Origin of the sequence: Methanolobus sp. WCC5 (assembly GCF_045690325.1) — an archaeon.
GTDB lineage: Archaea > Halobacteriota > Methanosarcinia > Methanosarcinales > Methanosarcinaceae > Methanolobus.
In genome coordinates this window covers 2,861,445-2,875,029 of the sequence record NZ_CP146981.1, presented here as the reverse complement: position 1 = coordinate 2,875,029, position 13,585 = coordinate 2,861,445, and the positions used below count along the sequence as shown (strand labels likewise).

General features: G+C 44.7%; 16 protein-coding genes. 10 read left to right on the top strand and 6 right to left on the bottom strand.

Annotated elements, in window-relative coordinates; genetic code table 11:
• The first annotated feature begins 83 nt into the window (after nt 1-83).
• From V7O64_RS13930 to V7O64_RS13895, 8 genes are all read left to right on the top strand, one after another.
• Nucleotides 84-1,382 (top strand): DEAD/DEAH box helicase, encoded by a 1,299-nt coding sequence (locus V7O64_RS13930; RefSeq protein WP_407355971.1) that lies wholly within the window; start codon nt 84-86, stop codon nt 1,380-1,382.
• A 14-nt stretch (nt 1,383-1,396) separates the two neighbouring features.
• Entirely contained in the window at nt 1,397-1,993 is a 597-nt protein-coding gene (trmY, locus tag V7O64_RS13925) for a tRNA (pseudouridine(54)-N(1))-methyltransferase TrmY (RefSeq protein WP_407355970.1), read from the top strand.
• A 113-nt stretch (nt 1,994-2,106) separates the two neighbouring features.
• Nucleotides 2,107-3,399 carry a tRNA pseudouridine(54/55) synthase Pus10 gene (locus tag V7O64_RS13920; protein WP_407355969.1) on the top strand — a complete coding sequence of 431 codons (1,293 nt, stop codon included), beginning with the start codon at nt 2,107-2,109 and terminating at the stop codon, nt 3,397-3,399.
• An 86-nt stretch (nt 3,400-3,485) separates the two neighbouring features.
• Nucleotides 3,486-3,779 carry a 50S ribosomal protein L21e gene (locus V7O64_RS13915; RefSeq protein WP_407355968.1) on the top strand — a complete coding sequence of 98 codons (294 nt, stop codon included), beginning with the start codon at nt 3,486-3,488 and terminating at the stop codon, nt 3,777-3,779.
• Between the two features lie 153 nt (nt 3,780-3,932).
• Nucleotides 3,933-4,286, top strand: a complete 354-nt coding sequence (locus V7O64_RS13910; protein ID WP_407355967.1) for an RNA polymerase Rpb4 family protein — start codon at nt 3,933-3,935, stop codon at nt 4,284-4,286.
• Between the two features lie 77 nt (nt 4,287-4,363).
• A complete protein-coding gene (locus V7O64_RS13905; protein WP_407355966.1) occupies nt 4,364-4,960 on the top strand; it encodes a DUF655 domain-containing protein in 597 nt (198 codons plus the stop codon).
• A gap of 14 nt (nt 4,961-4,974) precedes the next feature.
• Nucleotides 4,975-5,787 carry a 16S rRNA (adenine(1518)-N(6)/adenine(1519)-N(6))-dimethyltransferase RsmA gene (gene rsmA / locus V7O64_RS13900; RefSeq protein ID WP_407355965.1) on the top strand — a complete coding sequence of 271 codons (813 nt, stop codon included), beginning with the start codon at nt 4,975-4,977 and terminating at the stop codon, nt 5,785-5,787.
• Nucleotides 5,788-5,821: 34 nt separating this feature from the next.
• Nucleotides 5,822-6,421, top strand: coding sequence for a HemK2/MTQ2 family protein methyltransferase (locus V7O64_RS13895; RefSeq protein ID WP_407355964.1), 600 nt, complete (start codon nt 5,822-5,824; stop codon nt 6,419-6,421).
• Nucleotides 6,422-6,450: 29 nt separating this feature from the next.
• Here V7O64_RS13895 and V7O64_RS13890 read toward each other — a convergent pair whose 3' ends face one another.
• Nucleotides 6,451-7,305, bottom strand: coding sequence for a 2-oxoacid:ferredoxin oxidoreductase subunit beta (locus V7O64_RS13890; protein WP_407355963.1), 855 nt, complete (start codon nt 7,303-7,305; stop codon nt 6,451-6,453).
• Nucleotides 7,306-9,033: a 2-oxoacid:acceptor oxidoreductase subunit alpha gene (locus tag V7O64_RS13885; protein ID WP_407355962.1), complete on the bottom strand. Its 1,728-nt coding sequence runs from the start codon at nt 9,031-9,033 to the stop codon at nt 7,306-7,308.
• Nucleotides 9,034-9,371: 338 nt separating this feature from the next.
• Between V7O64_RS13885 and V7O64_RS13880 the strand changes: the two genes are divergently transcribed.
• Nucleotides 9,372-10,169, top strand: a complete 798-nt coding sequence (locus tag V7O64_RS13880) for an RAD55 family ATPase (protein WP_407355961.1) — start codon at nt 9,372-9,374, stop codon at nt 10,167-10,169.
• Between the two features lie 216 nt (nt 10,170-10,385).
• The gene (locus tag V7O64_RS13875) at nt 10,386-11,246 is read left to right on the top strand and encodes a methanogen output domain 1-containing protein (protein WP_407357357.1); all 861 of its coding nucleotides are present in this window, start codon (nt 10,386-10,388) and stop codon (nt 11,244-11,246) included.
• On the opposite strand, the gene V7O64_RS13870 is transcribed toward V7O64_RS13875, so the two are convergent.
• From V7O64_RS13870 to V7O64_RS13855, 4 genes are all read right to left on the bottom strand, one after another.
• Nucleotides 11,240-11,629, bottom strand: a complete 390-nt coding sequence (locus V7O64_RS13870) for a 5-(carboxyamino)imidazole ribonucleotide mutase (protein WP_407355960.1) — start codon at nt 11,627-11,629, stop codon at nt 11,240-11,242. The two genes, V7O64_RS13875 and V7O64_RS13870, sit on opposite strands and share 7 nt — an antisense overlap.
• Before the next feature lie 12 nt (nt 11,630-11,641).
• On the bottom strand, nt 11,642-11,929 hold the full coding sequence (locus tag V7O64_RS13865; RefSeq protein WP_407355959.1) for a chorismate mutase: 288 nt from the start codon (nt 11,927-11,929) through the stop codon (nt 11,642-11,644).
• Between the two features lie 21 nt (nt 11,930-11,950).
• Nucleotides 11,951-12,820 carry a shikimate kinase gene (locus tag V7O64_RS13860; protein ID WP_407355958.1) on the bottom strand — a complete coding sequence of 290 codons (870 nt, stop codon included), beginning with the start codon at nt 12,818-12,820 and terminating at the stop codon, nt 11,951-11,953.
• A 189-nt stretch (nt 12,821-13,009) separates the two neighbouring features.
• A complete protein-coding gene (locus tag V7O64_RS13855) occupies nt 13,010-13,558 on the bottom strand; it encodes a hypothetical protein (protein ID WP_407355957.1) in 549 nt (182 codons plus the stop codon).
• Nucleotides 13,559-13,585 lie beyond the last annotated feature (27 nt).

Sequence of the window (13,585 nt, the reverse complement as noted above, 5' to 3'; positions counted from 1 at the left end):
ATTGAACCACATAGCACATGCCTGAACTTATATAAGACATTAGAAGGCATTAGACAAATTACGTTTTTTGCCGGGAGTGGAAATTGATAGGAACAGAAATATTCAAAGACCCTTACCTTTCAAAGGAAATAAGGAAAAGCATCAAAGAAATGGGATTTCGAGAGCCAACGGATATCCAGCAAATGTGCATTCCGGATATACTGGAAGGAAAGGACATTATAGGACAGGCACAGACAGGGACAGGAAAAACGGCAGCATTCGGTATACCAATGCTGGAACTAATTGACCCGTCTGTCAAAAAGACCCAGAGTCTTGTAATATGCCCCACAAGGGAGCTTGCAGGCCAGGTAGCAGAAGAGATCAGCAGGCTGGCAAAGTATATCCCGCAAGTGAAGATAGTGCCTGTTTACGGAGGACTTTCAATAGATGCACAGATAATTGAGCTCAGGAAAGGACCCCAGATGGTGGTAGGAACCCCCGGAAGAATAATAGACCATCTTGAAAGGCAGACTTTACAGACAGATGACATAAGCATCGTGGTGCTTGATGAAGCTGATGAGATGCTGAACATGGGTTTCAGGGAGGATATCGAAAAAATACTCGAGAAAATCCCGGCAAACCGCCAGACACTGCTATTTTCTGCAACAATGCCAAAAGCGATAATCAAGCTTTCAGAGAACTACCTGAAAGACCCTGTCCACATAAAGGTAGTAAAAAAGGAACTTACTGTTCCCCAGGTCAGACAATATTACTTTGAGGTCAAGGAGAATGCAAAACCAGAGGTCTTAAGGCGCCTGATAGAAGCAGAGAATATCAAGTCTGCACTGGTTTTCTGTAACGCGAAAAAAGAAGTTGACAAATTGGTAGTGAAACTGCGCTCCAGAGGATACCCGGCCGAAGCACTTCACGGAGACATCAAGCAAAGGCAAAGAGAGCAGAGGATGGACAGGTTCAGGAAGGAGGATATCGGTATCCTCATAGCAACTGATGTGGCTGCAAGAGGCATAGACATCGATAACATTGAGGTTGTTTTCAATTACGACCTGCCCCAGGAGCCAGAGATCTATGTCCACAGGATAGGAAGGACTGCAAGAGCCGGCAGGCCAGGTCTTGCATACACGCTTGTAACGAGCAGGGAAACCGGCAAACTCGATACAATTACCAATATAACAAAAACCGATATCCTGAAAAGAGAAGTACCTGCCAGCAGGGATATCGAGAGAATCAAAGAGAACCGTATTGCAGATGAGATAAGGATGCATATAAGGCGGGGCCAGCTTGACAAATACGATGAATTCGTTTCAGGTATTGCGGGTGATGATATGAACTACCGGCAGGTTGCAGCCGCACTTGCAAAGATGCTGCTCAAAGGCGAGAAATAAAAAAGAGGAATAGAATGAAGGATTTTGTGATAATAGGACATAAGGCATTGACTACCGGTGACTTTTCCCTTAATGACCTGCCAGGCTCTGCCGGAAGGATGGATATTCTTTGCAGGTGCGTCAACTCTGCACTTTTCCTTTCACATGGGATGAGAAGGGACGTAAATGTCCACCTGATACTCCTCGGAGAGCCGGATCCTGTTAAAGTGATAAGGTTTAACGGAGAGAAACTTAAATACCTCAACCCTGATGAGAGGAGTAGCGGCTCCCTGATAAAGAAAGCACTTGAAAAGGATGCCACACCATATGAAACCCAATCCACCCCTGGCGTATGGATCCGCCGTGCAGGCCTGGAGGAGCTGCTGAAGGAGTTCGGCGAAGCAAGCAGGGATATTTATTATCTGAAGGAAGATGGAACAGATATACGGGAATATACAGAACTTGCCACGGATGCAGTATTCATCCTGGGCGACCATACCGGGGTCACAGAAGCGGAAGAAGAGCTCATTGCCAGCATGGCTAAACAGACACTTAACATAGGACCTCTTTCACTCCATTCCGACCACTGTATGATAATTATTCTCAATGAACTGGACAGGAAGGAAGCATAGCCAAAGGTTATATTATATAGTATCCTTCTGTGCCAGGTATCCGGTTAAATACCAGGATATCAGACATGCTTATATTAGTTTGAGATGATAGCCAGATAACTGAAAGTGATCCCATGAACATACTTGAAACCGCTAAGAAGATCATTAATGAAGGACCCATCTGCGACCATTGTATGGGCAGGCAATTCGCCAGGTTGTCTACAGGCCTTACAAATGTTGAAAGAGGAAGTGCTGTAAAACTGAGCCTGGTAATGCAAGGAGATGCCCTGTTCAAAGAGTCGGGTGACGAGTCCCTCCTTGAAACAATGGCAAAGAGCAGCAGATATGCAAGAAAGACCCTGAAGATAGAAGGAGAAGATGATAAATGCTGGGTATGCCAGGCAATTTTCGATGATCTTCAGACCTGGGCCGACAGGGCGGTTGCAAGCATAGGGGAAATAGAATACTCTACATTCCTGGTGGGTACAAAGGTCAGCGGACTGATAGGTGAGAATGAAGAGATACTCTGGAGCGAGTGCGGAATAACACAGGCTGAGCAGTTCAAGACAGAAATGAACCGCGAGGTCGGGAAGCTCATCGCAGCCCGTACGGGAAAAGAGGTAGAGTTTGTAAGACCGGATGTTGTGGTAACCCTTGACCTTGCAGAAGAGACTGCAAGCATACATGTAAGATCACTTTACATACAGGGAAGATACAGGAAACTTGTAAGAGGTATCCCACAGACCAGATGGCCTTGCCGTAAGTGTGGCGGCCGCGGATGTGAACAATGCGACAACACGGGGAAACAGTACCCTGAATCCGTTGATGAGCTTATCGGCAAAGAAGTGGCAAAAGCCACCGGTGCAACGGACACAAAGTTCCATGGTGCAGGACGTGAGGATATAGATGCACTGATGCTGGGAACCGGACGGCCCTTTGTTGTCGAGGCCCTGAACCCGGAAATCCGCAGCATAGATGTATGGGAACTGGAAAAGAGAATTAATGATTTCGCCTCCGGTAAAGTGGAGGTCGGGGAATTGAAACTTGTAGAGAAGGACGTTATAGAGACCCTTAAATCATCAAAGGCGGATAAAGTTTATAACCTTAAAGTTACATTCAAAGAGCCTGTTTCCACGGACATGCTTACAGATGCTATTAACTCCCTTATAGGAGTGCAGGTGCATCAGAGGACACCGCAGCGTGTGTCCCACAGAAGGGCGGACCTTGTCCGTAAACGATATGTTCATGACATGCAGCTCAAAGAGAAAACGGATGACTATGCCATTATCGAAGTACATTGTGATGGCGGTCTGTATGTCAAGGAACTTACATCAGGAGACGATGGAAGAACTGTGCCAAGCCTCACAGGACTGCTGGGTGTGCAGGCAACAGTTACCGAACTCAATGTCATCAAAGTAGATATATGACCGGGATCCCTTTTAGGGACAGCTCATCCGGACATTCACACAAAATCAATATAAATTAATCATTTGATCAATGGAGGAAAACAATCATGCCAACATCACACGGTGAAAAATGTTGTACAAGGTACAAATTAAAGAAGACCACAAGGGAAAGAGGAATCTCGCCTGTTAGCAAAGCCATTCAGGAATTTAACAACGGGCAGATGGTCCATATAGACATTGACCCCAGTGTACAGAAAGGGATGCCAAACCCCAGGTTCCAGGGAAAGACCGGAAAAGTAATTGGTCAGCGTGGCCGTGCTTATCTTCTGCAGATAAGGGACGGGAACGCAATGAAAGAGATAATATCCCTTCCACAGCACCTTAAACCACAAAAATACTGAGATAGCAGGAATTTCAGGTCCTTACCTGAAGTACCATTTTTATCGTTAGATATATCTTTATTGCGTGTATCTAACGATATAACTAAATCATATTGAGATCTTAATGCCATCCAAGGATGAGCAATATCCAAATAATGCATAGAGTGTATATCAATGATAGTAAAAGAAGTTCTGAGTGAGGAATTGTTAACCCTGTCCGAAGTAAAGGGTTTATTGCACGAGATCATGGAAGAGCGTCTCAAAGACGAAGAAGAGCTGGGATATGAACTACGCAAGGCTATCAATCATGCGGAAATGTTCTCAAAGACAACACCGGAAAAAGCAAGGGACCTTGTGAACAAACTTCTTGAACTTGAAAAGATGAAACCTGAAATAGCCATAAGGATAGCGGATATAGCGCCCCAGACAAGGGATGAGCTCAGGTCACTTTATGCAAAGGAGAGATTCACGCTCACGGATGAAGAGCTAGACGAAATGCTTGATCTCGTAGAAGAAGCAATGGATTAGATTTATATTTGATACATCCTTTTTTATTTCGAGAGAAAATGCATGAGTAGCAGTGGTTATGTCACTGGAGGGAATATATGACAACGAGGGGAAAGCCACCTGAAAAAGAAGATAATGCATGGGTTCTGGACTATCTTCCATATGGAAGTTCTGACGATAAACGTCCTTCATATCAAAAGAAACCTGTTGTACAGGCCGTGGGGGAGAAGCACTTTGTCCTGATGGAGCTTGTACCAAAAGAAGGGAAAGTGCCTGATATCCAGTCCCGGGTATATATAGGCGAAGGTGACAGAGACCTTATTGATCACGTTAAGCATCGCATATCATATCAGGACTTAAGCCATGGTGCACAGCTTGAGCTCCCCTATATCCTGGAGATGAGCGTAAAGAATCACGAAGAAAGGTTCATACAGTTCTTCAACGATGCACACCCCATTACAAACAGGTTACACATGCTGGAACTACTTCCGGGTATTGGAAAGAAGCTCATGTGGGCCATCATAGATGAAAGGAAGAAAGGGACTTTCAAGAACTTCCAGGAATTACATGAAAGGGTCGGAGGCGTGCACTCACCGGAGAAGGTAATTGTCAACAGGATAATAGAAGAACTTAAGGATGACAATATCAAGTACAGGCTCTTCACAATACCTCTTCGCCGCCCACGTGGCCAGTAAAAGGTGTTCATTTCTTGGTCCGTGATATATTAAAAAAATACGGTATCCGTGGTGGATACCATGACCAGCATTTTTTGATAGACGAGCGTATCCTTGACAGAATAGTCAGTGCTGCAGACATAAGATCCGATGAAACGATACTTGAGATAGGTGCAGGTATTGGCAACCTGACAGAAAGGTTAATGGAAAAAGCGGCACACGTGTTTGCAATTGAAAAGGACCCTGAACTTGTTGATGTCCTAAAGGATCGTTTTAAAGACAACGGGAAGCTTACAGTGATCCACGCAGATGTGCTTGAAACCGATTTTCCGCCTTTTGATAAAGTGGTCTCAAACCTTCCCTACTCCATATCCTCCCAGATCACATTCAAGCTTTTCAGGCACCATTTCAGGCTGGGAATACTAATGTATCAGTATGAATTTGCAGAAAGACTGGTAGCCACTGCAAATTCCAAAGATTATAGCCGCCTGTCAGTCAATGCCCATTATTTTGCAGATGCGGCCATAATCATGAAGATCCCAAGGAGTGCCTTCTCCCCGCCTCCGGAAGTCCTTTCTGCAGTAGTCGAAATAAAACCCAGACCTGCAGACTTTGAAGTTCTGGATGAGAAGTATTTCCTGGACCTGGTTACTGCTGTTTTCGGACAGAGACGCAAAAAGATGAGAAATTCACTACTGAGAAACAGGCAACTACTTGGAATAGAAGATATGAAGGACATAATGTCTGAGCTTCCACAGGAAATACTTGATGCAAGACCTGAGAATCTTGAACCGGAACAATTCGCAGAACTCGCTAATAAATTATTCACGCACAGGAAAAGATATTGACCTGTAACATAATTCACCCGGGTTGTTCACAGACATGGCCACAATCAATTATCAGAATGCAACAGTATCCCTGTCAGAGCAAGTGTACGAACCTGCCGAAGACTCTTTTTTACTTGCAGACTCGGCCCTTGGGATAATAATGGATGATATGAATGTCCTTGAAATAGGTACAGGTAGCGGTTTTGTCTCTGCAGTCCTCCAGGCCAACAGAAAGATAACCCTTCTGGCAACGGACATCAGCCCTTTTGCTGCAAGCTGTGCAAGGTCCAATGGCATAGAGGTTATCAGGACAGACATGTTCAAAGGGATCAAAAACAAACGCCAGTTCGACATTGTGATATTCAATCCCCCGTATCTTCCAACCACAGAAGAGGAAAAGGTTCCGGGATGGCTGAATTACGCCTTTGATGGCGGAATTGATGGTCGCAGGGAGATAGACCCTTTCATGGAGGAAGTGGCCGGCTACCTGAAACCCGAAGGTTTCATATTGTTGCTGGTCTCATCCCTTACAGGCATCGATGAGGTAAGGACAAAAATAGAAAAAAGGGGCTTCATCACACAGGTAATTGCCAGTAAGAAATGCTCTTTTGAAAGACTTGTTGTGATTAAAGGAATATGCCCGGATAACAATTAGAAGTTACCCGGGAAATAACCTGAGAATGATCAGATAAAACCATCTATCAGTTCGTTCACAGCATCAGTCTTTGCTCCGTTCCTGTATAATGGGCCTGTAGCCAGCGCATCAAGATGTTCTTCAAAGCTTGGTTTTTCATTCACATAGAATACACCAAGGGGGATCCGATCTCCCCATTCAAGCGACTTCTCAAATGCCCGCACCCTGTCATTTAGCTCATAACCCGGATCCTCCATTTCATATACCCTTTCAGAATACCATTTGAAAGTATTCAGCTTGTTGAAGGAAACGCATGGCTGCAGCACATCAACAAGAGACAGGCCTTTGTGCTGTATAGCCTTTTCGATAAGTTTTGACAGGTGCTGGATGTTACCGGCATATCCACGGCTTACAAAGGAACAATCCATAGATATTGCCAGGGAAAGCGGGTTGAGTGGCATATTGAAAACGCCATGTGTCTGGATCTTTGTTCTCATGCCAATCTCACTTGTGGGAGATGCCTGGCCTTTTGTAAGACCATATATCTGGTTGTCGTGAACTATCATTGTAATATCCGGGTTCCTCCTGACAGTGTGCAGGAAATGGTTCCCACCTTCACCATAGCAATCGCCGTCTCCCGTAACTGCAATGACGGTCAGTTCGTGGTTAGCCACCTTTGCCCCTGTAGCAGGCGGGAGAGAGCGACCATGAAGCCCGTTGAAAGTGTTGCACTTCAGGTAATGAGGCAGTTTGCTTGACTGGCCGATACCGGAAGCTATCAGTACCTCATGAGGCGAGCGGCCAAGATCTACAAGCGCCTGTTTGATCGCTTTGAGGATTCCAAAATTCCCACATCCGGGGCACCATGCAGTTTCAAAGTTACCGTAGTCCTCTATGCTGACCATTCAGATCATCTCCTTTTTCTTCAGAGCCTCAATTATATATCCCGGACTGAAGGGTTTTCCGTCATACCTGAGAACATGCTCTGTGACATTTATATCTGCATCTGCTTTCAAAAGGCGGGAGAATTGCCCGGTGGAATTGTTCTCCACACATACGGTCTTCTTTGCCTTTGAAAGCAATTTTATTGTAGCTTCAATTGGGAGCGGGTGAATGTGAGTAAAATGAATAAGGTTCACAGACTTGCCCTGGCTGCTCAGTATATCCACCACCTCAGTGAGTGGACCATAAGTGGAACCCCACCCTATCAGCGTCAAAGAAGAATTAGAATTTCCGTATACTTTGCCCACAGGCATCTCCTCCCTGAGCACTTCCAGCTTCTTCATACGTTTATCGTTCATCTTTATGCGGTTTTCAGGATCCTCATTGATGTGGCCAGATTCATCATGTTCGTCACTGTCCGCAACAACGAGTACACCTTCCTGTCCCGGAAGAGCGCGCGGGGAGATACCCCGGGGAGTCAGTTTGTAGCGCCTGTATTCTTCCTTCTTGATCCTCAGCTCCTGGTCAGACAGTAAATGCCTTTCAACTTTCACTTTGGAAGCATCGAACCTGGGACATGTGAACAGCGAATCAGCCAGATACTGGTCACTCATTAAAAGGACAGGGATCTGGTATCTATCTGCAATATTGAAGGCCTCTGCAGTCATAAAGAAGCATTCCTCCGCAGTTCCCGGTGCAAGGATGCATCTTGGGAATTCACCCTGGGCAGCATGCAGGGCAAACAGAAGGTCACCCTGTTCGGTCATTGTAGGCAGACCGGTAGCCGGCCCGGGACGCTGGGCAAGGAATATCACAGCAGGGGTTTCGGTAATACCTGCAAGTCCAAGGGCTTCAGCCATCAGGGAGAAACCACCTCCGGATGTTGTTGTCATGGAACGCGCACCAGCAAAAGAAGCACCCAGGACCATGTTCAGTGCAGCTATCTCATCTTCTGCCTGTTCCACGACCACACCGAACCTGTCAGCATTTGTCGCCACATAGGTCATTACACCTGTTGAAGGGGTCATCGGATATGCTGCAAGGAACTGCACTCCGGCAGCCAGGGCACCAAGCCCCACTGCCTCATTTCCGCTTATGAGCATCATGTCTTCAATTTCCCCGGGATCGGCCAGTGAGAATTTGCACCCTCCCGGATAGTTCTCTTTAACGTAAGCATGTCCGGCGCGTGCAGCATCGATATTCTTTTTTATGATCTCTTCACCCTTCTTTTTGAAGGTCTTCTTTAATACCTGTTCAAGTCCGGAGAGGTCAAGGCAGAGTAAACCAATAACAGCACCCATGGAAACAGAGTTTGAGTATATCCTGTCACCACATACATCCTTGGCAATCTTTAACATAGGAACATGAAATATGGAATCAGCAGATTCTTTGATATCAATTACATCAGTATCAGCAACCACCACGCCATCGCTCAGTTCAGAGAGGTGCTGCTCTATGGACTCATTATCCAGTGCCAGAAGAATGTCTACATTTTCAGTCATTGCCAAAAGAGGAGAATCACTGATACGTATCTGAAAGGTATTGTGCCCCCCCCGAACTCTGGAAAGATAGTACTGTGTGGAAAAAACATGGAAACCGCTTTTCTTCAGTGTCTTTGCCAGTGACATTCCGGTGGTTTGCAAGCCCTGGCCGGCTGCACCACCTATCTTTAAATTGAGATCGATATTCATGATTATCCCTTTCTGTCCCCATACACCTGATACAAATAAGACAGAACAAATACATAAAGTAACATCATAGGATCTGTCTGTTACCCTTATGAACTTATACGGCGAACTAAAACCACCCTGACAGGCAGAAATAGCTGTCCTGTCCCCACACCATTTTTTGGTTTAAAGCTATAAATATTGTTCGCAGGCTATGCTCAAGGTGAAGGTTTAAAAGATATAATGTGCAGGGAGTAACAGATAAGAGGATAAGAAGAATATGTTTATATAATATATTTAACTTAATAATATATAAATTGGTGACGGAAGATTATTGTATATTCAGGTCTAGCGTGATATAAATGGAAAGAATGCCTACTGGAATAGCAAATCTGGACAAAAAGATAAGTGGAGGATACCCAAAAGGAAAAGGCATCCTTATTACCGGAGTACCGGGTGCCGGCAAAACAATATTCGGACTGCACTTTTTGCACAAATCGTGCATGGACGGCCAGAAGTGTGTCATGGTCGCAACCGAAGAAACACCTGAAGATCTGCTGGAACAGGCATCCATGCTTGGGCTGGGCCTTGAATCATTCATAGACAAAGGCCTGCTGCAAATAAAACAGGTCATCGAGTTCAGGACAGGGAGCATCGCCAGGGAAGCACGCCTGACAGATGAATTTAGTGATACGGAAATAGAGATCATAGAAGAAACACGTCTTGACAGGTACATCCGGCCGGACCAGGAAGGATTCAATATCGAAGAGATAGACCTCATCGATCTTGTAAAGTTGATACCTGAAGGTACCGATGTGGCAGTAATTGACAATATAGGAGTACTTGCCTTTGGCCTTGGTCCAAAGGAGTTCAGGGACAAATTCGATACAATAAATCGCTTACTTGCAAAACAAAAGACCACAACCCTGTACATAATGGATGAAGCTGCCTATGAGATAACACATAAGATAGCAGATTATTCAACATACGGCGCTGTTAAGCTCATGGTCAAAGAGAATCCGTACACCGGCAAGAATGAACGCTTCCTGAGCATACCTAAAATGCGCAGCACTAAAATAACCCTGGATATCAACATATTTGACATTACATCTGCCGGCATCAGTCTTAAAGGTTCCAAAGCCAAACTGGTGGAATTATAAAACACATTACAATCTCATTTTTTAATTGATTGCAGCAGTCCTGCAAGAAGATATACGGTTCATTGGATTCTTGCCAGTGAACCTGTTTTGCTTGTTCGTTCGTTAAAATAAGACTAATAAAGCCAGCAGTTATATATATTAATAAAATAATTATATTAATATTATCTAATTTAGTTGATACTATCCATAACATAAAACAGGCATAAAGGAGTTTTTATCATTACATCATCCAATCCAAAGATACTCATTGTTGATGATGAGATCATGAACATTGAACTGCTTAAAGCATACCTTGAAGAAAAATATGAAGTCGTCACGGCCATAAATGGTAAAGATGCACTTGAACTTGTAGAGGCAGAAAAACCTGACGTCATACTTCTTGATGTAATGATGCCGGATATTAATGGCTACCAGGTGTGTCAGGCACTTAAAGGAGACCCGGATACTCAATTCATACCCGTGATCATGGTTACAGCACTTTCAGGAAGAGATGACTGGATAAACGGTATCGAAGCCGGAGCAGATGAATTCCTTACCAAGCCGGTCAATAAAATGGAACTCCTTACACGTATCAATTCATTGCTCAAACTGAAGAATATGCATTATGAACTTCTGGCAGAAAGGGACAAGCTGAATCTGCAGAACAAGATCCGTTCAGTGCTCACACAGGTTATACCGGCCCTGCTGAAAACATTGCCCGCAGAACAGAAGAGTATCGTAATACATCAGATGATAGACATGGTCGTGGAAGCTATCATGGAGAACACGGATCCGGAAAAAGGGATGGCTGCTTATGAGTGTATAGGGGATATGTGCTGTCAGATAATAAACCAGCTTGGAGCTAATTTCGAGTCAGAGATGACATCTGATGAGAATACCATTTTCACCATTCAGGGAAGTGTGTGCCCCTGGGGAAAAGAAGAAGCCCAGCTCAATCCCATACTATGTACCCTTTCAAGAGGTATTTTTGCAAGGATCCTGGATATTTACGGGCATGAGCTTGAAGTGGACGTGCTCGAAACCATGGGAAACGGTGACGAGCAGTGCTTATTCCGCTTAAACAGGATAGATTACTGAATAAGATCCAATATCCTTATCGCAAGATGTGCTGCGTTGGCACCATTGTCAACACCCACACTTGCTACCGGAACACCAGGAGGCATCTGGGCAGTAGAGAGCAGGGCATCAAGACCCATCATCTTTGCACTTACAGGAACCCCGATCACCGGTTTTTTTGTCTTGGATGCTATGACACCCGGCAAAGCGGCAGACAGACCTGCTATTGCTATGTATACCTTTGAATCGCTCTGCCCCACATACTCATCCAGTCTGTCCGGATTACGGTGGGCGGATATGACCTGGACATCATATGAATAATTAGTTCCGTCAAGAACAGCTGTCACTCTGTTTGCTACGGATCTGTCAGATTCCGAACCCATCACTATTGCAATATCAACCATTTTTCTATTCTCCTAAGGAAGATTACCTTCTCCGCTCAATTCCTGTTGTCTTTCTATGTTCATTCTGATCAATATGCCAAAAATCTCTTTTATGGCAGAAACATCGAGATTCAATTCAGTTGCCGTATCTACTGCACGCTCCAGAACAACGGTGTTCTGGGAGGGGTCATTGATATTCATTGCTTCTTTTCTCTTGGCATCAAGGACCTTCGCAGCCATAGCAACCCTTTTATGGATGAGTTTTATTATCTCGCTATCAATCTGTTCTATTTCTTCACGTACTTCTTTGATAGTGGACATGTGTTCCCCGCTGACTTTAACTTAAGACCGGATCTTTTCCGCACCTGTATTATTTACCTTTGTCCTTATCACTTTTCCGCTTACACCACAGTCATCCCACGCACATTTAAGCTCTGCGGCCTGACCTTCATTCACAAGTGCCACATAAGAAGGTCCTGTGCCTGAAAGAGTAACGCCCTGCACACCAATTTCCAGAGCGCGCAGCAGGAACTCCGTGTCAAAGCCAAGTGCTGCACAGTACAGAAAACCATTAAGTGTCATAGCCTTCTGATGCTCCCCTTTAAGGGAGAGATCATATGCAATGTCCACCCACGGCGCGATGATCTGTGAACGCGAAACATTTGTACCGGAGCTGAATGACTTCCTGTCGGGTGCGAATATCAATACTTCATACTCATGTTCTGTCCTTTTCAATAACTTCATTTCCCTGTTGTCAGTTACGACAAAACCCCCATAGAATGAGGCACAGGCATCGTCCAGGGCCCCTGTAATGGTAACCCTTGAATCAAGAGCCGCACGCACACCTATCTTCACGGCATCAAAGGGGGCCAGCTCCTCACCAATAGCATCAAGGGTTGCCAGTACAGAGGCATTTGCTGCAGCGCTGCTGCTTTTAAGACCACTTGCAAGCGGAACTTCCGAACGGGTAGTTACAGTACCTCCCATTTCAATCCCGAAATGCTCAAGGACGTAGGAGACCGACCTTTCAATAAGGGAAGTATCAGCATCCGGCACACCTTCAACTGTCCCTTGGATAACAGAGTGATCGTCTGTCAGTTTCACATCTGCAAATGTTTTAAGATCGATACCAAAAGCCGCACCTTTCCATGTGGCTATTGCATTGATTACCGTGCCGGCACCAAGTGCATAGGCACTTCCCTTTAACACCATTATGAGATTCCTGTGAATTATACTGATTTTGAGTTATCGGACTTGCAAAGACAGGCACTAACACTGATAGTCAGATGTATCCTATGCTTACCCCTTACAGTACCATAAACTATTAAAGAATAATGTCAAAAAGAATGAGAACAGATATATCAGATATATCAGAGATGACACCCATAGATAATCCCAAAATCAATTAGCATTTGAAGAAAGTATCAATTCCTTAAGTCTGTTGTAGCAATCCTTGTATTCTTCAAGAGGTGAAGCAGGATGGCCATCCTTGTCAGCAGGTTTCCCGGAACATGACTCAATGCCCTCAAGATATTTTGCCTTCTCAGAAGACAATAATTCAAGGAAGAAATTACTGTTGCGGAAATCAAGAAGTGCGTCTTCGAATATTCCCTGGCATGAACCGTAGAACATCAGGACACCATTGGATACAAGACCGTAGAACTTTATTTTCTCGTAGGTCTCTTTCTTGAGATGTTGCGACGATTTGTACACGTTGACATCCTGAAGGGTTACCAGAACATTGAAACCTTTACTTTTTTTCAAACCTGGGGGCAGTTTTTCCGGAAAAAGTAATTCCGGCTTCATGCCCCTCTGTTCAAGGTCCGATACAAGCTCCGGCGAGCCGGATTCATCTACTATAAGAAGCTTGTCGATCATGACATCCTCAGCCAGTAACTTCACAATTTCCTTTTCAAACTCAGTACAACCTATTATACTCATTAAAGGCATATTTCCATCTCCTCATAAACAAAAAGC